This is a genomic window from Moraxella atlantae NBRC 14588 (assembly GCF_001591265.1).
Classification (GTDB): Bacteria; Pseudomonadota; Gammaproteobacteria; order Pseudomonadales; family Moraxellaceae; genus Faucicola; species Faucicola atlantae.
Map to the genome: position 1 here is coordinate 301,828 of NZ_BCUL01000001.1, position 23,804 is coordinate 325,631.

At 48.5% G+C, this 23,804-nt stretch carries 20 protein-coding genes and 1 pseudogene; 3 read left to right on the forward strand and 18 right to left on the reverse strand.

Going from position 1 to position 23,804, the window contains the following annotated elements; translation table 11 throughout:
- The first annotated feature begins 4 nt into the window (after positions 1–4).
- A complete protein-coding gene (locus tag MA2_RS01250; protein WP_067055222.1) occupies positions 5–1,396 on the forward strand; it encodes an MFS transporter in 1,392 nt (463 codons plus the stop codon).
- A 219-nt stretch (positions 1,397–1,615) separates the two neighbouring features.
- Here the strand turns inward: MA2_RS01250 and MA2_RS01255 are convergent, their stop codons facing one another.
- The 3 genes from MA2_RS01255 to MA2_RS01265 are packed head-to-tail and all read right to left on the reverse strand — an operon-like array spanning position 1,616 to position 4,034.
- Complete coding sequence (locus MA2_RS01255) at positions 1,616–2,359, reverse strand: nitroreductase family protein (RefSeq protein ID WP_067055225.1); 744 nt, start codon at positions 2,357–2,359, stop codon at positions 1,616–1,618.
- Positions 2,360–2,412: 53 nt separating this feature from the next.
- On the reverse strand, positions 2,413–3,015 hold the full coding sequence (locus tag MA2_RS01260; RefSeq protein WP_067055228.1) for an aminotransferase class IV family protein: 603 nt from the start codon (positions 3,013–3,015) through the stop codon (positions 2,413–2,415).
- Positions 3,012–4,034, reverse strand: a complete 1,023-nt coding sequence (locus tag MA2_RS01265) for an aminodeoxychorismate synthase component I (RefSeq protein ID WP_067055231.1) — start codon at positions 4,032–4,034, stop codon at positions 3,012–3,014. The genes MA2_RS01260 and MA2_RS01265 overlap by 4 nt, the downstream gene beginning before the upstream one ends.
- A gap of 68 nt (positions 4,035–4,102) precedes the next feature.
- Here MA2_RS01265 and MA2_RS01270 point away from each other — a divergent pair, with 68 nt between their 5' ends.
- Entirely contained in the window at positions 4,103–4,678 is a 576-nt protein-coding gene (locus MA2_RS01270) for an anthranilate synthase component II (protein ID WP_067055234.1), read from the forward strand.
- A gap of 23 nt (positions 4,679–4,701) precedes the next feature.
- Here MA2_RS01270 and pepN read toward each other — a convergent pair whose 3' ends face one another.
- The 15 genes and pseudogenes from pepN to ppsR form a co-directional block, all read right to left on the reverse strand.
- Positions 4,702–7,347: an aminopeptidase N gene (gene pepN / locus MA2_RS01275; RefSeq protein ID WP_211269837.1), complete on the reverse strand. Its 2,646-nt coding sequence runs from the start codon at positions 7,345–7,347 to the stop codon at positions 4,702–4,704.
- A 447-nt stretch (positions 7,348–7,794) separates the two neighbouring features.
- Complete coding sequence (locus tag MA2_RS01280) at positions 7,795–8,952, reverse strand: RNA-guided endonuclease InsQ/TnpB family protein (protein ID WP_067055240.1); 1,158 nt, start codon at positions 8,950–8,952, stop codon at positions 7,795–7,797.
- Positions 8,949–9,104: pseudogene (locus MA2_RS10810) on the reverse strand (IS607 family transposase); the annotation flags it as partial. The pseudogene MA2_RS10810 and the gene MA2_RS01280, both read right to left, overlap by 4 nt.
- A 52-nt stretch (positions 9,105–9,156) precedes the next feature.
- The gene (gene tadA / locus MA2_RS01285; RefSeq protein WP_067055242.1) at positions 9,157–9,669 is read right to left on the reverse strand and encodes a tRNA adenosine(34) deaminase TadA; all 513 of its coding nucleotides are present in this window, start codon (positions 9,667–9,669) and stop codon (positions 9,157–9,159) included.
- A 17-nt stretch (positions 9,670–9,686) separates the two neighbouring features.
- Positions 9,687–10,403 (reverse strand): uracil-DNA glycosylase, encoded by a 717-nt coding sequence (gene ung, locus MA2_RS01290; RefSeq protein ID WP_067055245.1) that lies wholly within the window; start codon positions 10,401–10,403, stop codon positions 9,687–9,689.
- 37 nt (positions 10,404–10,440) lie between these two features.
- Entirely contained in the window at positions 10,441–11,229 is a 789-nt protein-coding gene (gene kdsB / locus MA2_RS01295) for a 3-deoxy-manno-octulosonate cytidylyltransferase (protein WP_067055248.1), read from the reverse strand.
- 17 nt (positions 11,230–11,246) lie between these two features.
- Entirely contained in the window at positions 11,247–12,353 is a 1,107-nt protein-coding gene (lpxK, locus tag MA2_RS01300; RefSeq protein WP_067055251.1) for a tetraacyldisaccharide 4'-kinase, read from the reverse strand.
- 15 nt (positions 12,354–12,368) lie between these two features.
- On the reverse strand, positions 12,369–14,129 hold the full coding sequence (gene msbA / locus MA2_RS01305; RefSeq protein ID WP_067055254.1) for a lipid A export permease/ATP-binding protein MsbA: 1,761 nt from the start codon (positions 14,127–14,129) through the stop codon (positions 12,369–12,371).
- Positions 14,130–14,134: 5 nt separating this feature from the next.
- Complete coding sequence (locus MA2_RS01310) at positions 14,135–14,611, reverse strand: ExbD/TolR family protein (RefSeq protein ID WP_067055257.1); 477 nt, start codon at positions 14,609–14,611, stop codon at positions 14,135–14,137.
- Positions 14,612–14,613: 2 nt separating this feature from the next.
- Positions 14,614–15,267, reverse strand: coding sequence for a MotA/TolQ/ExbB proton channel family protein (locus tag MA2_RS01315; RefSeq protein ID WP_067055433.1), 654 nt, complete (start codon positions 15,265–15,267; stop codon positions 14,614–14,616).
- Positions 15,268–15,334: 67 nt separating this feature from the next.
- Positions 15,335–16,552 (reverse strand): ParB/RepB/Spo0J family partition protein, encoded by a 1,218-nt coding sequence (locus tag MA2_RS01320; RefSeq protein ID WP_067055436.1) that lies wholly within the window; start codon positions 16,550–16,552, stop codon positions 15,335–15,337.
- Between the two features lie 132 nt (positions 16,553–16,684).
- A complete protein-coding gene (locus MA2_RS01325; RefSeq protein ID WP_067055260.1) occupies positions 16,685–17,470 on the reverse strand; it encodes a ParA family protein in 786 nt (261 codons plus the stop codon).
- A 39-nt stretch (positions 17,471–17,509) separates the two neighbouring features.
- Entirely contained in the window at positions 17,510–18,193 is a 684-nt protein-coding gene (gene rsmG / locus MA2_RS01330; protein WP_067055263.1) for a 16S rRNA (guanine(527)-N(7))-methyltransferase RsmG, read from the reverse strand.
- Complete coding sequence (gene sthA, locus MA2_RS01335) at positions 18,194–19,873, reverse strand: Si-specific NAD(P)(+) transhydrogenase (protein WP_245945321.1); 1,680 nt, start codon at positions 19,871–19,873, stop codon at positions 18,194–18,196.
- A gap of 195 nt (positions 19,874–20,068) precedes the next feature.
- Complete coding sequence (ppsR, locus tag MA2_RS01340; protein WP_245945379.1) at positions 20,069–20,884, reverse strand: posphoenolpyruvate synthetase regulatory kinase/phosphorylase PpsR; 816 nt, start codon at positions 20,882–20,884, stop codon at positions 20,069–20,071.
- A gap of 450 nt (positions 20,885–21,334) precedes the next feature.
- Here ppsR and ppsA point away from each other — a divergent pair, with 450 nt between their 5' ends.
- Positions 21,335–23,710: a phosphoenolpyruvate synthase gene (gene ppsA, locus MA2_RS01345; RefSeq protein WP_067055269.1), complete on the forward strand. Its 2,376-nt coding sequence runs from the start codon at positions 21,335–21,337 to the stop codon at positions 23,708–23,710.
- Positions 23,711–23,804: the final 94 nt, after the last annotated feature.

A 23,804-nucleotide genomic window follows, 5' to 3' on the forward strand; every position in this document is an offset into this window, starting at 1 on the left:
AACAATGCCAACGTCGATCAATTCTAGCAACCAATCGTCTGATTCTACCGCCAATAGCAGTCAGTTTGCGCTATTTAGCAAGCGCCGTTTTACACCGATGTTTATCACCCAGTTTTTGGGCGCGTTTAATGATAATTTGTTTAAGCAAGGGCTGATTTTGGTCTTGACCTTTGTTGCGGCAAGCAAGTTGGGTGTCAGCTTAAGTCTGCTCAATAACCTTGCGGCGATGTTGTTTGTGTTGCCGTTTTTTATGTTTTCTGCGCTGGCAGGGCAACTGGCGGATAAATACGACAAGGCAAAACTTACGCGTCTGATTAAGCTGTTAGAGATTATCATTATGGCGTTGGCAGCGGTGGGGTTTGTGTTTGAATTGTATTGGCTGCTGTTTATCGCGCTGTTTTTGATGGGTACGCATTCGACATTTTTTGGTCCGATTAAATACGCTTATTTGCCGCAAGCCATGCAGCCTGATGAGCTGGTCGGCGCAAATGGACTGTTTCAGATGGGTACGTCATTGGCGATTTTGACGGGTATGATTGCAGCAGGTATTTTGACCCAACAAACACATATGATGTGGTGGCTATCAGGCTTTGTGTTGGCAGTGGCTTGCTTAGGCTATTTGGCAGCGCGTTTTATCCCATCTCTGCCCGCACCTGAGCCCAATTTGGCTGTAGATTGGAACATCGCGCGTACCAGTTGGCAAACAATTGTGTATTTATACCGCTTGCCGATCATGTGGTTTACTATTATGGGCAACAGTTGGTTTTGGTTTTATGGTGCGACGTTTTTGACGCAAGTGCCTGAGTTTAGCAAGACCTTGCTGCACGGCGATGAGAGCGTGATTATTTTTATGCTGATGCTGTTTTCGGTGGGTACGGCAACAGGTTCACTGCTGTGTAAGCGTTTGACTAAAAACCAAGTTAGTCTCAAGTTGCTACCATTTGGCATGGCAGGTTTGTCGATTTTTGCCATTGATTTGTATTTTGCGCTGTCAGGTTTGGTGATTAACGCGCCTGTTGATGTCACGTTTGGTATTCGCCAATTGTGGCAGGTGGCAGGTGTGTGGCGCGTGTTTGTTGATTTGTTTTTGCTTGGGTTTGCAGGCGGTATTTATATTGTGCCGCTGTATGCCTTTATGCAGGCGTATTCACCCGATAGCCACCGCGCGCGCGTGATTGGCGCGAACAACATTTTTAACGCGCTGTTTATGGTTGGCTCGGCGATTTTTGCAATTATTTGCTTAACGGTTATTCAAATGCCGCTGCCGATGTTGTTTGCGGTGGTGGGGGTCATCAATATTGTGGTGGGTGGCTGGGCGTATGTAAACCTAAAGCGTGAGCAAAAAAATCTGCCCCCACAGGCGCAAAATCAAAATATTGATCATGCCCGCACGTGAGTCTATTTTGATGCGATCAAAGCCAGTTTAACCATACTGGCTTTTTTTGGCTGCGGTGGTGCAAGTGGATAGACAAGATTTTTAAACGCTTTAGCGGATAAGTGTCTAAAACGCATTAAAAAAGCCCACTTGGGTAAGTGAGCTTGATTTTAGAAATTGGCTGGACAATTGGGGCAAAAAATCTCGAATGGTCTTTTATGTTTTGGTTTTAACGCCTTGTTATTGAGCCAAAAATCCTTGCGATTTTAGCCACGCCTCGCCTTCGGCCACATATGGCTGACGATAAAACTGTGCAAATTTTTGCCGATATGGCAATTTTTCGCGCGCTTCGCCAAACTCAAGCATCGTCTGTTCGTATTGTGCCAGTAACTTGGGCAACGCGTCGGTTTGGTAGCGATTGTCAAAAAATACCGCGTCCATCGGCAGGCGTGGTTTGATGGGCATATCCGCCACAGGCGTGCCGATACACAACCCAAAAATCGGATAGGTGTATTTGGGCAACGCAAGCAAGTCAATCAACGCCTTGCCTGCCTGACGCAAGCCACCAATCGGACAGGTGACATAGCCCAGACTCTCTGCCGCTAACGTGGCGTTTTGTGCTGCCATTGCCGCATCAGTCGTCAAGGTGATCAGCGTATCTGCGTCAGCAAATCCTGCAAAGCTTACGCTTTTGTCTTGGTTTTGGCTTTGGTTTGCCAAAAACGCGCGATAGCCATCGATCACAAACACCAAAAACACGCTGCATTGCCCGATTTGCGGATTTTTGGGTTGCAATTCGACAATTGCTTGTCGCTGCGCAGGGTCACTGACGTTGATGATGCTGTAATGCTGCCCGTTCATCCAACTCGGGGCGCGTTGGGCGGCGTGGATGATAGCGGTCAAGTTTGCGTCACTAATGGTCGCGTTGGGATCAAACTCACGATACACGCGGTGTTGGTCGATTAAAGCCAGCGTTGGGTTCATGGTTATTCCTTGGTAGTGGCTTGGTGTTGATGTTAAATTGGCTTGTTTTTTGGTCAAACAAGTGGGTTTAAGGCATTGATCAGCCGTATTTCTTCATAACGATCAAGATCGCGTAACAAAATCGGACACGCCGAAATCCGATGTTCTGCCAAAAGTTTTGCCCGCTGTGTGCCATTGAGCAATGGCGTGCTCGGCGTGTACCAGTGATTATTTTTTTTAAGCACCAAATTGCCTATCGTGCAGTCTGTGACAAAGCCGTGTTTGATGATGATCACCTCATCGCACGCACCGCGCTGCTGTAGTAGTGTATTGAGCTGATCGCGGTTGGTAAATTTGAGCGTATAATCAATGTCATCACAAATCACGGGTTGAAACGTTAGGTTGCCTCTACGCTGATAGCCAACTAAATGCATCGCCATGTCACTGGCGTTATAATCAATCCGACAGCGCATGAGCGAATGGTTGGGCGGATTATCTGCCAAAAATTTTTGTAAAACGCTTGCCAAATCAAACACTTGATAACATTGTTTTGGATAAAAGCTTGCCAAGCTGTGCGCATAGCGGCGCTGATGGTGGGCAAGATTTTGCGGTTCGCCTTGCACAATAGCGATGGTTTCAAACAAGTCAAAAACGCGCGGATGATTAACCTGTGTCATGATACCGCGCCATCGGTCAGTGAGCTGGCTGAATTGGCAACAGGCAAGTAGACCTTTTTAAGCAGCTCGTCATATTCTTGTTTGGCATCGCTCAATGCTGTGATACCGCCACCGCTGCGAAAATACAATTGCTCGCCTTGTTGCTCAATGTAGCGAATCGCCACCGCGCTAACCAATGCTTCACCCAAAAACAGCCCAAACACCCCCGTGTAATAGCCGCGCGGTTGTCCCTCTGCTTGGCGGATAACTTCAAGCGTTTTTTGTTTAGGCGCGCCACAGATTGACCCTGCAGGCAGCAGTGTTGCCAAGAGTGTGCCAATCCGTGCTTGCCAATTTTGCTCTAATTTGCCCGTGATGTGAGAACTGGTTTGTAAAATATCGCCGTGATGCGTGGTGACGCTATCCACGTAGCGAAATTTATCCACTTTAACGTGAGTGGCAACCATGGCTAAATCGTTTCTTAACAAATCAACGATGGTGTAATGCTCTTGTTTTTCTTTGATATTATCCAGCAGTTGTTGTTCGGCGTTGGCAAGGTTTGCTGCTATCGTGCCCTTCATCGGGTAGGTGTGAATTTGGTTGTGATGAATTTCAACAAAGCACTCGGGTGAAAAACAAACAAACGCATCTTTTAGCCAAATTTTGTATTTGGCTTGTCCTTGGTAAAACAGCTGCTCAAAATTTGTGCCAAGTGTAATCGGCGTGGGGCAGGTCAAATTAAGCAGGTAGGTGTCGCCATGCTGTAGAGCGCGCTGCACATGATCAAACGCTTGGCGATAATGATCAAAGCTTGGTGGCCACGCCTGTAGCGTGATAGGAAGCGGCGGCGGTGCATCGGTCGCCGCAAAATTGCGCAAGTGTTGCTGGCCAAACGTGATATCATACAGCACCCCTACCGACTTGGCTTGCGCAAGTGGCACAATCAACGGCTTTTGTTGTTCAAAATCAATCACAAACAAAAACGGCGCGCGCAGCTTGCCAAATACGTTGGCTTGTTGGATAAAGTATTCAAACGTCATGGTCAGGTATCAAAAAAAGTATTGCCTATAGCTTAGTCAAAACCCAACCATTTTGTAAAGATCAAATCATGGCTAACAACATTGTACTCATTGATAACAACGATTCATTTACCTACAACTTGGTTGAACTGCTGCGTCAGTTGTCCTGTGACTTTGTGGTAATCAAGGTTGGTGATCTACAACTTGATAATGTGGCAAAATTTTCGCATCTCATCATCTCGCCTGGCCCTGATGTCCCACGTGCTTATCCCAAAATTTATACCATGCTCAGCCAGTATTATCGTTCAAAAGCCATTCTTGGGATTTGCTTGGGTCATCAAATCATCGGTGAGTTTTTTGGCGCGACGACCTATAACTTGGCAACTCCACGCCATGGTATGACAGGCAAGGTAACGCTTGCTCCGTATTACACCAGCCCAATTTTTGCCCACCTTGCACCCAGTTTTGCGGTAGGCTTATATCATTCTTGGGCGATCGGGCGGCAAAATTTCCCCGAATGTTTACGCATCACCGCCACGTGCCAAGATGGTGTAATCATGGCGATTGAGCATGTCAGTCTGCCAATTTTTGGGGTGCAGTTTCACCCTGAGTCTTATATCTCAGCATTTGGCGAACAAATAATCCGCAACTTTGTTCGCCTGTGACCGACTCGTCTTTGACACGCAGTTTACGCCAACATATTTGCCAAGGTTTCTTTGACATTTTTTGAGCTGATTTTTTTGCCAAAGTTTTGTAATTCGGCTTGGATATGCGATTTGGTCGGCTCAATCAACGCTTGCCAGTTTGATAACCCTTGCAGCAAGCGCGACGCAAGCAGCGGATTGCGCGCATCTAAGGTCACAATCACCGCCAAAAACTCGCGCACACCGTCTGCTGTCCACAGCTTGGTGGGTTGTGATAACAAGCCGCCGATGACCGCACGTACACGGTTTGGCGTGTTGATATCAAAATCGGCATGCAGCATCAAGCCAAAGATGTCAAGTACGCTGCTATGACGGCTGCTGGCTTGCGCGCTAAACCACAAATCCATCACCAACGCGTCATGATGGAAGCGTTGATAAAAGTCTGCCAATAGCTGATCTTTGCTTGGTAAATCATGCTCAATCGCCGCCAATAACGCGCCTAAACGCTCAGTCATGCACGCCGCCGAATCATACTGTGTTTGCGCCCAATCTGCCGCTTGCGCCACACCTGCGGTCAATGCCATCTCTAACACCACATTGCGCCACGCGCGCACGCCCATAGCCGCTGCCGTATCCTCATACTGCCCTTGTGACAACTGAGCAAACGTGTCTTGATAAAACGCTGCCCAAGTATCGCATAGGCTGTCGGCAACTTGCTGCTTAATTTCACGATGCCGCGCTGCCACACGCTCTGGGTCATAATGGTGCGTCATGCCGCTTGCCAATTCGCGCTCGCTTGGCATATCCAGCAGCCGCGCTGCCAACATCGGGTCAGTCTTGGCAAGGCTTGGCAAACTGGCTTGCAGCGCGGCGATATACGCGGTAGGCTCATGGTATTGCAACAAAATACGGTTTAGCAAAATCTGCGCTGCTTGCCAGCGGTTAAAGCCGTTGGTTTCATGCTGCATCAAAAATGCCAAGTCCTCGGCACTGTAAGCAAAGTTTAGCTGCACAGGGGCAGAAAAATCGCGCAACAATGACACAACAACATCGCCTGTGATGTCAGCAAAATAAAATTCTTGTTTGGCTTGGGTCAAATACAACAAGTCTTCAACCAGCACTTTGCCCGTGGCACGATCAAAAATCGCCATCTTCACGGGAATTGGCAATGGACGGGCGGTAGGATAATTGGGCACTTGGCGCACTGCTTGGGTCAGCTCAAGCGTCAGACCCGCGTTATCTTGTCCTGCATCGTTTTGGCGCACCTCACCTGCCAATACAGGCGTACCTGCTTGTGTGTACCATGCCAAAAAGTCATGCACCTTGTCATCGGCGATTGCCAATGCCGACAGCAAGTCCTCTACCGTCACCGCTTGGCCATCAAAGCGTTCAAAATAGGCATCGGTACCTTGGCGGAATTTGTCTTTACCCAAGAAATTGGCGATCATGCGCACAATTTCTGCGCCTTTTTCATACACAGTTGCGGTATAAAAATTGTTAATCTCAACAAAGTGGTCGGGGCGCGGTGGGTGCGCCAATGGACCTGCATCCTCGGGAAATTGAAACGCGCGCAACGTGGCGACATCGTCAATGCGTTGTACGGCAGGCGAATGCAAAGTAGCCGAGAATGACTGGTCACGAAACACGGTAAAGCCTTCTTTAAGGCACAGTTGAAACCAATCACGGCAAGTAATGCGGTTGCCCGTCCAGTTGTGGAAATATTCGTGCGAAATCACTGACTTAACGTTAAAATTGCGGCGGTCGGTGGTGGTCTCTGGGCTCGATAGCACACACGCGGTATTAAAGATATTCAAGCCCTTGTTTTCCATTGCGCCCATGTTAAATTGGCTGACCGCAACAATCATATAACGGTCAAGGTCATACGCGCGCCCGTAGTTGTCTTCATCCCAACGCATGGCATCTTTAAGGGCCTGCATAGCAACGTGGCATTGCTCGATGTTCTCGGGCTTGGCATACACCTCCAGTAGTACCTCGCGCCCTTCACTGGTTGTGTAATGGTCGGTTAGCGTCACCAAATCCGCCATCACACAAGCAAACAAATAGCTGGGTTTTTTGGTTGGGTCTTGCCACACAGCAAAATGGCGGTTCTCGTTGAGCTTACCGCTGTCAATCAAATTACCGTTTGCCAATAACGTTGGATAGCGGTTATCCGCCTCAATACGCGTGGTAAAGGTCGCCAACACGTCGGGGCGGTCGGGGTAAAAGGTGATTTTACGAAAACCTTCAGGCTCACATTGGGTGACAAACATGGTGTCGCTGCCCTCGCCTGCTTGATACAGCCCTTCAAGGCTGGTATTGGTCTGTGGCACGATGGTGACGACAGTTTCTAGGCGGCAAGTATCAGGCGCGTTGGCAATTACCAGTTGCTCGGCATCAAGCTGATAATCTGCCGCGCTTAATGCTTGCCCGTTTAGGCTGATGGATTGTAAAGTCAAGTCACGCCCAAATAGCACCAAATCGCCTGCCGTTTTGCGCTGCAAGGTCAAATTTGCCACCACACGCGCGTGATCATCAAATAGCTGAATGGTCAAATCAATATGCTCAACACCAAACGCAGGCGGCGTGTAATCTTTTAGATAGATTTTTTGTGGTGCGTTGTCAGGCGTGTCGGTGGGTGCTTGCGCTGTTTCATCCTCTGGGGTCGGCAGATGGGCAGGCACATCGGGCATTTCAGGATTGATGAGTTCGGGGGCGGCGACTTGGTCGGTTAGCGTGTTGGTCATGATATTCTCAATATTGTTCAGTTATTAAAAAGTTTTACCCAAAAATTTGGCAAAATGCGATTGGTTGGTTTAGATCATAAGGGCTAAGTGTCAAATTCTCAATTATGCGCACTTAGCACCGATTTGGCAAATCTTGTCACAAAAATCTCACGCTTGCGCTTGATAAAATCGATGAAAACTTACCCCTACCATCTGGTTAATGTATTTGCCGAAACCCATTTTGGCGGCAATCCGCTTGCCGTGTTTCCGTTCCGAAAAACCTACCTAAATCTACCAAATGGCAAATTTAGCGTTTTCTTTCTACTTCACCGTTGTTAGCTTGCTGCCATTGGGCTAAAGTCTTACATCAACTCCATAGACTGACACGGTGGAACTCACCGCCTTATTAACTGCCTAGGCAGTTAAAACTTTTGTTGCGTTGTTTAAAATATTGATACTGGCATTTACATCACGGTCATGTTGTTTGTGACAGCTAGGGCATTGCCAGTTACGCACATTCAAGGCTAAATCCGCTTTAGCCATAACAAAACCGCAATTTGAGCAGGTTTTGCTTGACGGATAAAATCTATCCACTTCTTTAACGACTTTGCCCCATTGGTTTGCCTTGTAAATCAGTTGGCGTTTAAACTCGTAAAAACCTAAATCGCTAATGGCTCGGCTTAATTTACGGTTTTGTACCATGCCTTTGACATTCAGATTTTCAAGGCAAATCACATCATAGCCTTTAACAAGCTGTGTGGTGAGTTTGTGACTAAAGTCTTGGCGGATATTGCTGATTTTGGCGTGTAATCGTGATAGCTTGGTTTTCGCTTTGGCACGATTGTTACTACCTTTTTGTTTACGGCTAAGTTGTTTGCTTAGGCGTTTGAGTTTTTGTAATTGCTGTTTAAGTGGTTTGGGTGCTTGGATTTTTGTACCGTCTGATAACACGGCTAAGTCGGTAATACCTAAGTCAATACCCACTGCTTTACCTGTTTTGGGTAAATGGTTTGTGACAGCTTCGAGTTTAACAGCAATACTGACAAACCAGTTTTCACCACGCTTAAAAACTTTGGCAGATAGGATTTTACCATCATAGCGTAAGGGTTCACGCATTTTGACCCAACCAAGGTTAGGAATTTTGATACGTTTGTGATCTATTTTAAATTGGTCGTTGGAGAGGCTAAATCTGTCGTTTACGCCTTTTTTGCGAAATTGTGGGTATTTAGCTTCCCCTTTAAAAAAGCGTTTGAATGCGTCCCCGAGTTGCATAATGGCAAGCTGTGGGCTACATTTGGTAACTTCTAACATAAAGGGAAACTGAGTGCGTTTGATGGCGTTAAGCTGTTTACGCAAGCTGCCTTGCGATGGCTTGTTTAGTTTGGTGATGTCAATTTCAATGCCTTTTGCTAAACAATCATCACGGTAAGCCTTGTCTGCTTGATATTGGGTTTGCCATTCTGCCAACGCCCAGTTATAGGCAAGGCGAGCGACACCGCAAGCTTTAGCAAAGTAGGTGGCTTGTTTGTCGGTAGGGTCAAGTCGAATGATGTGTCCACGAATGACGGTCATTCTAAAACCTCTTTGACGGCTTCGAGTAGTTGTTTATTTTTCTTACTGCGTGAGCCGTAAAGCCGTGCTCAAAATACGGTGATAATTTCGAGTACGTCTTGGGCGAGTTCCTCTTCAAAGGATAGGTTTTCGCCTTGATTGATGCTTATTAATCTATTCATCATGGGTATTATTGAATAGATTTAGTTAGATTTCAATAAGCAGTTAGTAACCCTGCTTTTTGGCAGCACGACGCTTGCGAAAAAAATCTTGCAACAAAATACGACTTTGCTCTGCCAATAGCCCTTGCTCTACCTGTAAGTGGTGATTATAAAACGTTTGTTGGCAAAAATTTTGCTGGCTGACAATCACACCTGCTTTGGGCTCAGTTGCTGCAAACACCAACCGCGCCACACGGGCATGGATCAGTGCGCCCAAACACATTGTGCATGGTTCTAGCGTAACGTATAGCGTGCAATCAGGTGGCAAACGGTAGTTTTTTAGTCGCGCACACGCCTGCCGAACCGCCACCACTTCGGCATGTGCAGTCGCGTCGTGGCGCAAAATCGGCTGGTTAAACCCCGTCGCAAGAATGCGCTGATCATGCACCAACACCGCGCCCACAGGCACTTCGCCCAAGCTACCGCCGTATGCTGCACACCCCAGCGCGATGGTCATAAAACTGCTGTCTAAATCGCTAAAAACTGGCGGCTCTAAGCGCACATCATTACAGATCATGGCACAATCGCGGCGTGTTACTGCGGCAACTGCCAGTCAATCGGCGTTTTGCCGTGTGCTTTTAGATAGTCATTGGCTTTAGAAAATGGGCGCGTACCAAAAAATCCACCTTGATTTGCGCTCAAGGGGGATGGATGTTTGGCGGTTAAAATCAAATGCCGCTTTGGGTCGATAAAGCGCCCTTTTTTCTGCGCGTAGCTACCCCATAGGATAAACACGCAATGTTGGCACTTATCATTGACTGCCGCGATGACCGCGTCGGTAAATCGCTCCCAACCTTTGCCCTGATGACTGCCTGCATTGCCTGCCTGCACCGACAGCATGCTGTTAAGCAGTAGCACACCCTGCTGCGCCCAATACGTCAAGTCGCCGTGGCGTGATGGCGTAATGCCGATATCCTGCGCCAACTCCCGCAAAATATTATTAAGACTTGGTGGAATATGCACGCCTTTGGGCACCGAAAACGACAAGCCCATGGCTTGATTGGCACCATGATACGGGTCTTGTCCCAAAATCACTACCTTGACTTGTGACAACGGTGTCAGGTCAAACGCTATAAACATCTTGCTAGCAGGTGGGTATAATGTTTTGCCTGCGTCGTATTCGGCACGCAAAAACTGACGCAAATTCACCATGTTATCGCTGGTTAGTTCATCAGCAAGTGCAGCTTTCCAATCATCAGGCAGTTTGACGTTGTCCAAAATCGCTTGTTGTTCGGGGGTATACGTTGGCATATCGGTGTTTTATTTTTGGTCAAAAGTGCTATCTATCTTACCCCAAAAACTGCGCCAAATCCATGCGGTTTAGTCGCTCTAAATCAGCAGGCGTATCAACCCCTGCAGGCAAGGCAACACGGGCAATGTCAATAGCAATTTTGCCACCATGTTCCAAAATTCGCAGCTGCTCTAGGCTTTCGATTTGCTCAAGCACACCCTGAGCCCAACCGCCAAATACTTGTAGCAGGCTGACACGATAGGCATACAAACCCAAATGGCGCAAGGCATTGGGCGGCAGACTGACGGGTGCGGTCGGATCAGCGGTACGATGGTGTGGAATCGGCGCACGGCTAAAGTACAACGCGTGCTGATTGGGCGACATCACCACCTTGACTACCGACGGGCGTAAAAACTCATCAAGCGCACCGATCGGTTCGGCAAGCGTTGCCATGACGCATTCAGGTTGCGCGCGTAGCAGCCTACTAACCTGCTCGATCAACGCCACGGGCACCAGCGGCTCATCGCCTTGCATATTGATGACGATGTCATCGGCTTGCCAGCCAAGCTGTTGGGCAACCTCGCCAAGTCTATCTGTGCCCGATGGGTGATTGGGATTGGTCAGTACCACTTGTGCGCCGTACTGTCGGCACAAATCAGCGATTGTGTTGTCATCGGTTGCCACCCACACATCATCGGCAACGCCTGCCCGCTGCACGGCTTGCGCACGGTCAATGACCCACAAAATCATTGCCTTGCCATGGATCAAAGCCAATGGCTTATTGGGTAAACGGGTACTTTTAAGGCGTGCTGGGATGACAATGTGGGTTTTGGGGGGCGTGCTCATAGCAAACCTGACGTTATTTAAGACTTAAAAATATTAAACTTAATCAATTGCTGGTTAAGCGTGGCAAACACCGCAGGCGACAGCTCAGCTTCGACAGGCAGCACCCACAACCGTGCGCGTAGGGCTTGCGCGGCAGCGTTCGTAGCATTTGCCAACAGCGGACGGATTTTAACCGCGTCTTTTGTCGTAATCACAATCGGCAGCGACGCTAAATCCGCTTTTTGCACGGGCATAAAATCTGCCAATGTAAATGCGTGGTGATCATCAAACGCAAATGGCACAACGCCAAAGCCCAGCCGCTCGACGCTGGCAAAAAACCTTGACGGATAGCCAATACCCGTCATGGCAACTACTTGCGGCGAATTTTGCGGCATAAGGGTCTGGGCGGTCGTGTGGTCAGCACACAACGCCATCAACGGTTGCACCTTTAGGCGCATAAACAAATCCGTGCGCTGCCCTGCTTGCGCCAAACGTTGGCGTGTATCTGCCATGGGTGGCTGCTGCCAGTCGCGACAGTGCCAAATCACCGTTGCATTGGGCGCAAATAAGCGCTTGATAGGCTGGCGCAAAAAACCCGTTGGTAGCCGTTGGCGATTGCCAAAGCCGCGTTCGGCATCAACAACGATCCACTCAGCATCGCGGTCAAGCGCGTAATGCTGCAAGCCATCATCGGCTAAAATCAGCTGGGTATCAGGATAGTGCTGCAACAACCAATCGACCGCCGCGCCACGCTTAGTGCCCACCGCCATGGGAACGCCTGTGCTTTGTACAATTAAACACGGCTCATCGCCCACCTCTTTGGCCATCGAATCAACACGCACCAATTGCGGATGACGCGCGCCTGCACCGCCATGCCCACGGCTAATCACCCCGACACGCACACCACGCGTCTGTAAATACTTGACCAGTGCAATCAATAACGGCGTTTTGCCACTACCGCCTGCGGTGATATTGCCAATCACAATCAGGGGTACAGGTGGGTAATCGGTTTTTTTTAGCCCCCAATGGTACAGCCAGCGATGCACGCCATCTGCCAGCGCGTACAGCCCCGTCAGCGGTAGCAGCAGCCACAGCCACCACGCCTGCCGCTGCCATGCTCGACTCAAACGCTGCTCAAGGCTCATGCGCGTTTATCTTCCCTATTCTTCTAGCACAAAATCGCGCGCATACAACTTAGCGTATTGTCCATGCCGCGCAAGCAATTCATCGTGGGTGCCAACCTCAACGATCCGCCCTGCATCCAAGACCACGATTTTATCAGCATTTTGAATGGTGCTTAAACGATGGGCAATGACAATCGTCGTGCGCTCGTGCATGACACGCGCCAACGCTTGTTGGATAAAAAATTCTGACTCATTATCCAACGCACTGGTCGCCTCGTCCAAAATCAAAATCGGCGCATCTTTGAGCAACGCGCGCGCAATCGACAAGCGCTGGCGTTGTCCGCCCGACAGCTGCAAACCTGCCGAACCAATCATCGTGTCATAGCCATGCGGCAACTGCATGATAAAATCATGGGCATACGCCGCTTTTGCTGCCGCCTCAATCTCAGCACGCGACTTATTGTGCAACTCACCATACGCAATATTATTGGCAATGGTTGTGTTAAACAACACCACCTGTTGGCTGACACTGGCAATCTGCGCACGCAAACAATCCAAGCGCAGCGCGTCAATCGCTGTGCCATCTAGATAAATATTGCCACCACTGACATCAACCGCGCGCATCAGAGCGTTGGTCAGTGTCGTCTTGCCTGCACCGCTACGCCCAACCAATGCCACCGTTTGCCCTGCAGTAATGGTTAAATTAATGTCTTGATTTGCCAACGTGCCATCAGGATAGCGAATATCCACATCGCGAAAATCAATCTGCCCCGTCAAAGTCTGCTCAACCGTGCCCATATCGCGCTCTTCAGGCAAATCAAGCAAGGCAAAAATCGTATCTGCTGCCGCCAAGCCTTTTTGAAAACTTTGGTTAATATCAGTTAAGGCGCGAACAGGCTTACTTAACAATCCTGCCGCACTGATATAGGCGATAAAATCACCTGCGCTGCTGCTACCCATGACGTTTGGACGCATGGCAAGCCACACCACCACCGCCATCGCGCATGCCATCAACAGCTGAATGACAGGCGTGTTTAGACTGTTGGTGACAACGATTTTTAGCGCCTTACGCAAATTGTTACGTGAAGCGGCATCAAATCGCGCCAGCTCCGTGCGTTGCCCGCCATAGTTTTTTACCACCTGAAAGCCTGTGATGACTTCATTGGTGATATGGCTAACCTGCCCCATCGACTGCTGAATGTCGCGCGACAACCGCCGAAAACGCTTACTGGCATAGCGCACCAGCCACAAAATCGGTGGTAAAACAACAAACAGCGTCAGGCTTAGCCGCCAATTGGTGTACAGCAAAAAGCCCAACAAGCCAATCACCGTCAAGCCATCACGCAATAGGGTTTTTAGCGTATCAGTACCTGCCGCCGTGACCTGTTCAACATCAAAAATCAACTTGGCAGAAATTTGCCCTGGTGGATTGTCCAAATAAAACTGACTTGGCAAGCGCAACAACTTAGCAAACACCTCGGTACGCAGGCGATACACCAAATTGCGCGAAATCAGTGCGCTGTAATAATTGCCCAAAAACGTGCCCATACCGCGCAGCAAAAACAGCAACACGACAAGCAGCGGAAACAAATTCATGCGCTGCTGCTGCCCTGCGTTGATGGCATCGATGATGTATTTCATCAACTTAGCAACACCAACCTCAGTGCCTGCATTGATCGCAAAACCAATCACCACCAACGCCACTGCCCAACTGTAGGGGGTTAAATATCCCAACAGCCTGCGATACGTCTGCCAACGGGTTGGTTCGGCTGCTGCGCTGTCAGCGGATTTTAGCATTGGGCTCAACGCGCCACCCCTACTGGCTTGGCGGCAGTCGGTGAGGCGTTGGGTAAATCAACCGCCGCTCCTGCAGGTATTATAGTACTGATATTTAGATTAATAAAGCCAAGGCTACCTGCCACATCCATCGCGCGCACCACCGATTGGTGAGTGGCATCGGCATCGGCAGAAATCACAAACAGCATGTTGCGATCATCACCTGCTTCTTGGCGAACCATGGCGGCAAGCTCGCCTGCACCCGTACCTGACAACGCAATGCCATTGACCGCATAGCTGCCATCTTTTTGAATACTCACTTCAATGCGCTTGTCTTTTTCGACAATTGGCACACCCTCAGCTTGCGGCAAAACGATATTTAGCTTGCTAAAATGGTTAAACGTCATCGACAGCAACAAAAAAACGATCAGAAATAATAAGCAATCAATCATTGGCGTTAGATTGATCTCAACGGGCTCTACACTGGGACGACGAAACCGCATAGCTATGCACCCTCCGCCGTGGGTGTCGCATGAGCGGCGGCATTTAACAAACCGTGCTCTGCCAGCTCTTGTAATAGCAAACCTGCCTCTTGCTCAAAGCGGACGCTGATATCCACCACCCGACGCTGAAAATAGCGATACGCAATGACCGCAGGAATCGCTACCACCATACCGCCTGCCGTGGTAATCAACGCCTGTGAAATCCCTGCCGCAAGCATGGTTGGGTCTTGGGTTGCGCCTTCAGTCAATGCCAAAAACGAGCTGATAATACCCACCACCGTGCCCAAAAGCCCCAGTAGCGGTGCAATCGCACCAATAGTACCCAGTAGATTGATGTGTTTTTCAAGCGCATGGATCTGCACACTGGCGCGATTTTGCATATGCAGGGTCATAGACTCTATACCATACCGCCGATGCAGCAGCCCCGTTGCCAAGATGTCACCCAGCGGTGAATTGGCTTGCACATTGGTCAAATCTTCACGTGAGATATCGCCCTGCTCAATCAGCCGCGCCAATAGCTGTTCACGCAAGTGCGCAGGTGCGACCGCTGAGGTTTTGAGCTTTAAAGCGCGCTCGATAATTACAATCAGCATTAAAATCGAACACACCACAATCGGTGCCATCAACCAACCGCCTGCCCGAATCAACTCCCACATGCTACTACCGCTACCTCGCATTTGTTTGATCATTGAAAAAACTATCGAATTTATGAACCAATGCGACTTATTCTGACGCAGGCTGCAGCTGACTTAATAAAGCTTGCAGCTCATCGGCATTGTGAAAAAAAATCTCAATGCTGCCCTTGCCTGCCGATGAACCCTTGACTTTGACCACCGCGCCTAGGCGTTCAGACAGCTGCTGATTTAGCCGTAAACGCTCAAAATCCAGCGGCTGCGTCTTTGGTGTATTGGCTTTGGGATCAAGAATTTGTTTGATCAGCTGTTCGGTTTGGCGTACGGTCAGCTGTTCATTGGCAATTTTTTTGGCTATTTGTGGTTGCTGCTCGGCAGAAATCGCAAGCAATGCCCGCGCGTGCCCCATGTCTAGCTGCCCATCATTGAGCAAGGTTTTAACCTCTTCATGCAGCTGATTAAGGCGCAATAAATTTGACACTGTGGTACGCGCCTTACCGACCACATCAGCAATCTGGGCATGGCTCATGCCAAATTCATCATGAAAACGTTGTAGCGCAACGGCCTGCTCCATGACTGATAAGTCTTCACGCTGGATATTTTCAATAAGTGCCAACGCAATCGCCAAATCATCAGAAATCGGGCGAACAATAGCAGGGATATGGCTTAAGCCTGCAATTTGTGCCGCGCGCCAACGCCGCTCACCTGCAATGATCTCATGGGTAACGGGTGAATCAGGCTCAGGTTTGAGCAATGGGCGAATGACAATCGGCTGCATCACGCCATGTTGGCGAATTGAGGTTGCCAACTCTTGCAAAGTATCTTCGCCCAAATCTAGCCGCGGTTGATATTTGCCGCGTTGTAAACGCTCAACACCAATATGCAATAGATTGATCGTGCTATCAATACTGATATCAGCTGTATTGTGATCATGCAAAGGTTTTGGCGCAGCGTTGGGTTGGGCGCCGGCTTGCTTTGCCGTGGATGGCGTAGGTGATGGTTCAGCCGCTAAGCTGTGCGCGTTTAGATCCTGCAGATACTGGGTAAAATCTGCAGTTTGGGTTTGGCTATTAAGGCTTGCGATGGTCGGATGCTCGTCTGTGTGCTGTCCTGTATTGGCATTGGCATCCGTCACCTCAGGCGTTGCCAGCAGCTCGGTGGTTGGCGCATGATTAGCCTCAGTGGGTGCTGAGTTGGGCGTGACAATCGGGCTGGCTACCAGATTACCTGCAATCAGCTTTTCGGTTTTAATTGAACCTAGCAGCGCGTCCAATCCCCGATTTGACGCCAGCCCGCGTTTTTTTGCCATTACCCCAATCCTTTTGTACCATCCTGCCGCAACCATGCGCATTTTGACCGCGGCACCGCCAAAACGCCTAAGCTTTCACCTAAACCGGCTATCTTAATCAGTTCAGCCACACAACACAACCTTTTTTGCCGACTAAATCAGCTGTAACTTTTGGCTTTGGGCAATCACTTCATCGGCAAGTTGTTGATAAGCCTTTGCCCCTTTAGAGCTTGGTTCGTATTGGTCAATCGGCATGCCGTGCGCAGGGGCTTCGGCAAGGCGTACATTCCGCGGAATAAAGGTGTTAAACAACGTATCGCCAAAATGCGCGGCAAGCTCATGAGACACATCGTTGGATAAGGTATTGCGTGGGTCAAACAATGTGCGCAGCACACCACGAATGTGTAAGTCTGGATTGAGCTCGGTTAGCCGCTCGATGGTGCGTGATAAATCTGCCAAACCTTCTAAGGCAAAGTATTCGCACTGCATCGGGATAATCACGCCGCGGGTGGCGCACATGGCATTGATGGTCAAAAGACTCAGACTTGGTGCACAGTCAATAATAATAAAATCATACGCCGCTGTTTGATTGGGCGCGCTTAAAGCTTGCATGGCTTGGGTCAAAATCGCGTAATTGTTGGGTTTTTGACTCAACGCCAAATCAATACCCGACAAATCACTGTTGGCACCGAGCACATCATAGCCAACCTCGCTTGCTACAATCGCCTCACGCATTGGTATACCGTCTAGCAACACGTCGGCAACGCTGTAATCCAACGCGCGTTTGTCTAAGCCTGACGCGGTAGTGGCGTTGCCTTGCGCGTCCAAATCAATCAGCAGTACGCGCTTGCCTTTATATGCCAGTGCGCTTGCCAAATTCACGGCGGTGGTGGTTTTGCCCACGCCGCCTTTTTGGTTGGCGACCGCTAAAATATCCATGTTTGGTTTCTCAACTTTTCAAATCACTGTGCCAATTTTTTACCGTGTCATTTGCACCAAATGTCGCGCTTCATATAGCTGTGGCACGGTTAGCACACACGTTTGTACCTGCCATGTATCGCTAAATTGCGCAATTTCATCTACCGGCAACACACCTTTCATCGCCAATAGCGTGCCATCAGCCGCCAAGCAATGCGCTGTTTGGCTGACAAAATCAGGCAACGATGCAAACGCGCGCGATGTAATCATGGCATATTGCCCTGTATGCGCCTCAATGCGTTCGGCAATCGGGTATAAATTGTTCAAGCCCAACTCACCGACCATCTGTTTGATAAAACGCACTTTTTTGGCGTTGCTATCAAGCGCGGTGACCGCAAGATCAGGCAAAGCAATCGCAATCACCGCGGCAGGCAGACCTGCCCCTGTACCCACATCCAGCAACGTTTGGGCAGAATTATTGCCAATGGTATTTTGATAGACGGCATTGATATGCGGCACGATAGCTAAGCTATCAAAAATATGCTTCACCAACGCCTCATGCGGATCTTTGATCGCAGTTAGGTTAAATGCTTTGTTCCACACCAACAGCTGCTGCAAATAATACAACAACTGCCGCTGTTGGTGGTCAGATAGTGTAAGCTTTAACGACTGACATGCCGCCGCCAACTGTGGCTGCAGCGCATCAAACGGTACGACAAGCTTAATCGTTTTATTTTGTACCACTTAAAACACCCGATTTAACCCATTTAGTGCCGCCACGCGATACGCCTCTGCCATCGTCGGATAGTTAAAGGTGGTATTAATAAAGTACTCTAACGTGTTGCCGCCTTTGCTCTCCATCACCGCCTGTCCGATGTGGATAATCTCTGACGCATGATTGCCATAGCAGTGGATACCCAAGATCTCTAGCGTCTCACGATGGAACAGAATTTTTAACACGCCACTGCGCTCACCGATGATTTGCGCACGTGCCAAATGTTTAAAAAACGCCTGCCCAACTTCGTACGGTACTTTTTCTTCGGTTAGCTGCTGCTCGGTTTTACCGATGCTTGAAATTTCTGGAATTGTATAAATTCCCGTCGGTACGCTTTGTACAGGGCGCGCGTTTTCATCACCAACCATATAAGCTGCAGCACAGCGCCCTTGGTCATACGCCGCTGACGCAAGCGACGGCCAGCCGATAACATCGCCTGCGGCATAAATATTATCAACATCGGTTTGATAAAATTCATTAACTTTAAGCTGTCCGCGTCGAATCGGCTCAAGGCCAATCGCGCCAAGGTTTAGGCTGTCGGTATTGGCTGAGCGTCCATTACACCACAGCAGCGCGTCAGATTTGATGCGTTTGCCGCTTTTAAGGTATAAAATCACGCAATCGTCATACGTCTCTAAGCGGTCAATTTCTTCGTTGTTGCGAATCAACACGCCAAATTGGCGAAAGTCATGCGACAACGCATCTGAGATCTCGGCATCTAAATAGTTTAATAGCTGCCCTTGGGTGTTGATCAAATCAACTTTATAACCTAGACCTGTGAAAATTGACGCGTACTCACAGCCAATTACACCTGCGCCATAAATAATAATGCGCTGAACGATGTAATCCATCTGCAAGATTTTATCTGAATCAAACACGCGCGGATGATCAAAATCGACAAAATCGGGACGATACGGACGGCTGCCAACGGTGATGATGGCTTTTTCAAACGTAACTTCTTGTTCAGCCCCGTCTGATAGCGCGACTTGAATCGTGTGGCGGTCTTTAAAACTTGCCCAGCCGTGAATTAAATCGACTTGGTTACGCTCATAAAAACGCGTGTGGGTATCGACTTGGTTACGCACCACTTCACGCGCCTTTGACAAAACTTTATTTAAAGGAATTAAATGATAATCAATGCCTTGGTTTAAAATCGGATCACGTCGATTACTAATGATATTAAACACTGACTGGCGCAGCGCCTTACTTGGAATTGTACCCACGTGGGTGCAGTTACCGCCCACTTGTTTACGCGGATCAATCACCGCAACCTTGAGCCCACTTTTGGCGATTTTCATCGCCGCAGCTTCGCCTGCCGGGCCTGCCCCAATTACCACCGCATCATAATCGTATTTGTGCTCATTTTTCTTGGCACTAAAGCGTTTTAGATTAATGCGCGTATTGTCCAATGGGCTGATTAAGTCAAAATGCACAGCGTCGTCAAACGCTTTGGATTTGTCATCCTCCTGCCCGATACTGTCGGTATTGGCTTTTTTGCCCGACTCACTGATGGTTTTTGGCGCGGTGGCAGGTGGCTCTACAGGCTCACTATCCAACACACTGTCGGTATTGAGCTCATAGGTTTCAGTTTGGGTGATATCCTCGGGTGCGGTGGTGTTGTCGTTTTTGCTATTGGCGCGTTTTGCCATGGTAATTCCTCAATTTTTTAAATTTATTGTTAAATCAAGCGTTAGCCTGTGATCTACTCACATGGTCATACCTGCTATATATTAGCAAACATTCATTAATAACCTGTTAAACATGCCAATCATTTTTTGATCAAACAGCTTTTGTCATCATAGGCTTAATCAAGCACTATAAATGGTCAGGTTTGAATCAAAAGATCAGCCGATCCGCCGTTTTAACCCCGTCATTTGCAAAATCCGTGTGGCGATTTCTTCAATTGACATGGTTGATACATCAATGTTTGGAATGCCTTGTGAAATATAAATGCCCTGAATCGCGCGCAACTCTTGCTGGCATTGCTGGTAACTGGCGTAGCGGCTACCTGCGCGACGTTCATTGCGAATTTTAACCAAGCGGTCGGTGTCGATGACCAAACCAAATAGCTTGTCTTTAAATGGGCGTAACGCTTTGGGTAAGCTATTTTCAAATAAATCATCTTCGGTCAAAGGATAGTTGGCCGCGCGAATACCAAACTGTAACGCCAAATATAGCGACGTTGGCGTTTTGCCCGAGCGCGATACACCAATTAAAATAATATCCGCTGCGTCATAATGCGTCGTGCGCGCGCCATCGTCATTGTCTAGGGCAAAATGCACCGCATCGATACGCGCCTTGTAACTGTCTGAATCGACATCGCCATGAAACGTGCCGATGCTCTCTGACGGCTCAACTTCAATTTCTTCGGCGATTTTACCCACTAACCCTTCATAGATATCAAGGTTAAAAGCTTCTGCCGCGTTGATGCGCTCACGAATGACAGGGTCAACAATAGTGTCAAACACCAACGGACGGTAGCCATAGCGTTGATGCGCCATGTTGATTTGATTGACCGCATCGTCAGCGCGCTCAAGCGTATCGACGTACGGGATAACAAACGTTTCAAACGGCACACTGGCAAAACGGCTTAAAATCGAACGCCCCAATGTTTCAGACGTAATCGCCGTACCATCAGAAATAAAAAATACACTGCGCATGGCGTGCGCGTCATGCCCGCCCAAAGCGTCTTTGTTTTGAATGGTTTTGTTGGGCGATGAAGTGATTTGCATAATTTAGATAACCAAATAAGGGCAAGTGCGCCCCAATAATTAACGATCATCATCTGCTGGCGGTCATTACACGCCATACCGATCCGATTTATATCCATGTCACGATTGTCGGTATTATACGCAAATTTGGCTATTTATACTAATTTTTGCGCCGCACTTGCTACCACTTGCCTGATCAGCACGCAAATTTGAGGTTCATGCAAAGATTTTTGGGTGATTTGACTATCTTTAAATGATAAAACAATAAAAATTTGTCGATTTTGACAAAATTTGTCATTTAGCTATCGTATTTTGCCAAAAAACGTTTTATAATCGAGTTACCTTTATAATCGGCATGAAATAACACCATTTATCTGGGTTATTATTGGAGTATATACTATGAGTGGACAAGTCATTGCGTTAAGCAAGTTGGGCAAAAATGACATCGACAAGGTTGGCGGTAAAAATGCATCATTGGGTGAGATGATCAGCCATTTGACAGATTTGGGCGTGAGCGTACCTGGTGGTTTTGCTACGACCGCAGATGCGTTTAACAAATTTTTGCATGACACTGGCTTGAGCGACAAAATCAGCACAGCATTACAAGGTTTGGATGTGAATGATGTGCTAGAATTGGCGCGTGTGGGACAACAGATTCGCGAGATGATCATCGCGCAAGACTTGCCTGCCGATCTTGAGCAAGCGATCCGTGACGCTTACGCTGAAATGAGCGGCGGCGATGAGATCGCGGTAGCGGTGCGTTCTTCAGCCACGGCAGAAGACTTGCCTGATGCATCATTTGCAGGTCAGCAAGAAACCTTCTTGAACATTCGCGGCATTGATAACATTTTGATTGCTATCAAAGAAGTATTTGCTTCACTTTACAATGACCGCGCGATTGCTTACCGTGTACACAAAGGCTTTGAGCACGCAGGCGTGGCGTTGTCGGCAGGTGTACAGCGTATGGTACGCTCAGAGACAGGCACATCAGGCGTGATGTTCACCATCGACACCGAAAGCGGTTTTGATGATGTTGTGTTTATCACCGCAAGCTATGGTTTAGGCGAGATGGTGGTACAAGGTGCGGTCAACCCCGATGAATACTACCTCTCAAAAAGCCTACTCAATGCTGGCAAGGCTGCTATCATCCGCCGCAACTTGGGCACCAAACAACAAAAAATGGTCTATGCTGACCAACATTCAGCAGGTAAATCAACCAAAATCGTACCTGTTGAAAAAACCGAGCGCAACCAATTTTGTTTAAGCAATGATGAACTGGTTGAGCTTGCCAAACAAGCCATGATCATCGAAAAACATTACGGTCACGCGATGGATATCGAGTGGGCAAAAGACGGTGACAGCGGCAAGTTGTTTATCGTGCAAGCGCGCCCTGAAACCGTCAAGAGCCGTGAAAATCACAACACGATGGAACGTTATATTCTAAAAGAAAGCGGTGAAGTTATTTGTGAAGGTCGCTCAATCGGGCAGCGTATTGGCGCAGGTCGCGTGCGCGTGGTCAAATCAATCCACGAGATGGAGAAAGTACAAGAAGGCGACGTGCTTGTCTCTGATATGACTGACCCTGACTGGGAACCTGTCATGAAACGCGCTGCTGCGATCGTGACTAACCGCGGCGGACGCACCTGTCACGCAGCGATCATTGCGCGTGAATTGGGTGTGCCTGCGATTGTTGGCTGTGGCAACGCAACCGAACTATTGACCGATGGGCAAGAAGTTACTGTGTCATGCGCTGAAGGCGACACAGGCTACATTTACGAAGGCAACTTGCCATTTGAGGTGCAAAACAACTCAATTGACTCAATGCCAGAATTGGCATTTAAAGTCATGATGAATGTGGGTAACCCTGACCGCGCGTTTAGCTTTGCCCAAATTCCAAACCGCGGTGTTGGCTTGGCGCGTCTTGAGTTCATCATCAACCGCATGATTGGCGTGCACCCTAAAGCCTTGTTGAATATGAATACCTTACCACGTGAAATCGTACAAGCGATCCAAGAGCGCATGGCAGGCTATGCCTCACCTGTCGATTTTTATGTGGATAAATTGGTCGAAGGTATCGCCACACTGGCCGTTGCATTCAAAGACAAACCTGTCATCGTGCGTATGTCAGATTTTAAATCTAACGAATACGCCAACCTGATCGGTGGTAAACTATACGAACCTGCCGAAGAAAACCCAATGCTTGGTTTCCGTGGTGCGAGCCGCTATGTGTCAGAAAACTTCCGCGATTGCTTTGAGCTTGAGTGCCGCGCGCTTAAACGCGTTCGTGATGAGATGGGCTTAACCAATGTTGAAATCATGATCCCGTTTGTGCGCACTACCAACGAAGCCGCAAAAGTGCTTGAATTGTTAGAAAAAAATGGGCTAAAACGTGGTGAAAACGGCTTACGCGTTATTATGATGTGTGAGTTGCCAACCAACGCCCTACTGGCAGAAGAATTCTTGCAATACTTCGACGGTTTCTCAATCGGTTCAAATGACTTGACCCAGCTGACCTTGGGACTTGACCGTGACTCAGGCATCGTGTCACAGTTGTTTGATGAGCGCGACCCTGCGGTGAAAAAACTGCTAAAAATGGCGATTGATGCGTGTAACGCGCAAGGCAAATACGTCGGTATTTGTGGACAAGGTCCATCTGACCACCCAGACCTTGCGATGTGGCTCATGCAGCAAGGCATCACCTCAGTATCATTAAACCCCGACTCAGTGCTTGACACATGGTTCTTCCTTGCAGGTGAAGCACGTGACGACGCCTAAGCGTTGCCAAAACTAGCGTGTTATTCATATGACACGCGCCTAACGCCAAGTAGACTTTAGCGTCACTTGGCGTTATTATTTTAGATTAAACACT

Bases quoted from the DNA above. Each gene is read 5' to 3' on its own strand.
- MA2_RS01250 (WP_067055222.1), top strand. From the start codon at position 5: ATGCCAACGTCGATCAATTCTAGCAACCAATCGTCTGATTCTACCGCC.
- MA2_RS01255 (WP_067055225.1), bottom strand. From the start codon at position 2,359: ATGAACCCAACGCTGGCTTTAATCGACCAACACCGCGTGTATCGTGAG.
- MA2_RS01260 (WP_067055228.1), bottom strand. From the start codon at position 3,015: ATGACACAGGTTAATCATCCGCGCGTTTTTGACTTGTTTGAAACCATC.
- MA2_RS01265 (WP_067055231.1), bottom strand. From the start codon at position 4,034: ATGACGTTTGAATACTTTATCCAACAAGCCAACGTATTTGGCAAGCTG.
- MA2_RS01270 (WP_067055234.1), top strand. From the start codon at position 4,103: ATGGCTAACAACATTGTACTCATTGATAACAACGATTCATTTACCTAC.
- pepN (WP_211269837.1), bottom strand. From the start codon at position 7,347: ATGCCCGATGTGCCTGCCCATCTGCCGACCCCAGAGGATGAAACAGCG.
- MA2_RS01280 (WP_067055240.1), bottom strand. From the start codon at position 8,952: ATGACCGTCATTCGTGGACACATCATTCGACTTGACCCTACCGACAAA.
- tadA (WP_067055242.1), bottom strand. From the start codon at position 9,669: ATGATCTGTAATGATGTGCGCTTAGAGCCGCCAGTTTTTAGCGATTTA.
- ung (WP_067055245.1), bottom strand. From the start codon at position 10,403: ATGCCAACGTATACCCCCGAACAACAAGCGATTTTGGACAACGTCAAA.
- kdsB (WP_067055248.1), bottom strand. From the start codon at position 11,229: ATGAGCACGCCCCCCAAAACCCACATTGTCATCCCAGCACGCCTTAAA.
- lpxK (WP_067055251.1), bottom strand. From the start codon at position 12,353: ATGAGCCTTGAGCAGCGTTTGAGTCGAGCATGGCAGCGGCAGGCGTGG.
- msbA (WP_067055254.1), bottom strand. From the start codon at position 14,129: ATGCTAAAATCCGCTGACAGCGCAGCAGCCGAACCAACCCGTTGGCAG.
- MA2_RS01310 (WP_067055257.1), bottom strand. From the start codon at position 14,611: ATGCGGTTTCGTCGTCCCAGTGTAGAGCCCGTTGAGATCAATCTAACG.
- MA2_RS01315 (WP_067055433.1), bottom strand. From the start codon at position 15,267: ATGTGGGAGTTGATTCGGGCAGGCGGTTGGTTGATGGCACCGATTGTG.
- MA2_RS01320 (WP_067055436.1), bottom strand. From the start codon at position 16,552: ATGGCAAAAAAACGCGGGCTGGCGTCAAATCGGGGATTGGACGCGCTG.
- MA2_RS01325 (WP_067055260.1), bottom strand. From the start codon at position 17,470: ATGGATATTTTAGCGGTCGCCAACCAAAAAGGCGGCGTGGGCAAAACC.
- sthA (WP_245945321.1), bottom strand. From the start codon at position 19,873: ATGGCAAAACGCGCCAATAGCAAAAACGACAACACCACCGCACCCGAG.
- ppsR (WP_245945379.1), bottom strand. From the start codon at position 20,884: ATGCGCAGTGTATTTTTTATTTCTGATGGTACGGCGATTACGTCTGAA.
- ppsA (WP_067055269.1), top strand. From the start codon at position 21,335: ATGAGTGGACAAGTCATTGCGTTAAGCAAGTTGGGCAAAAATGACATC.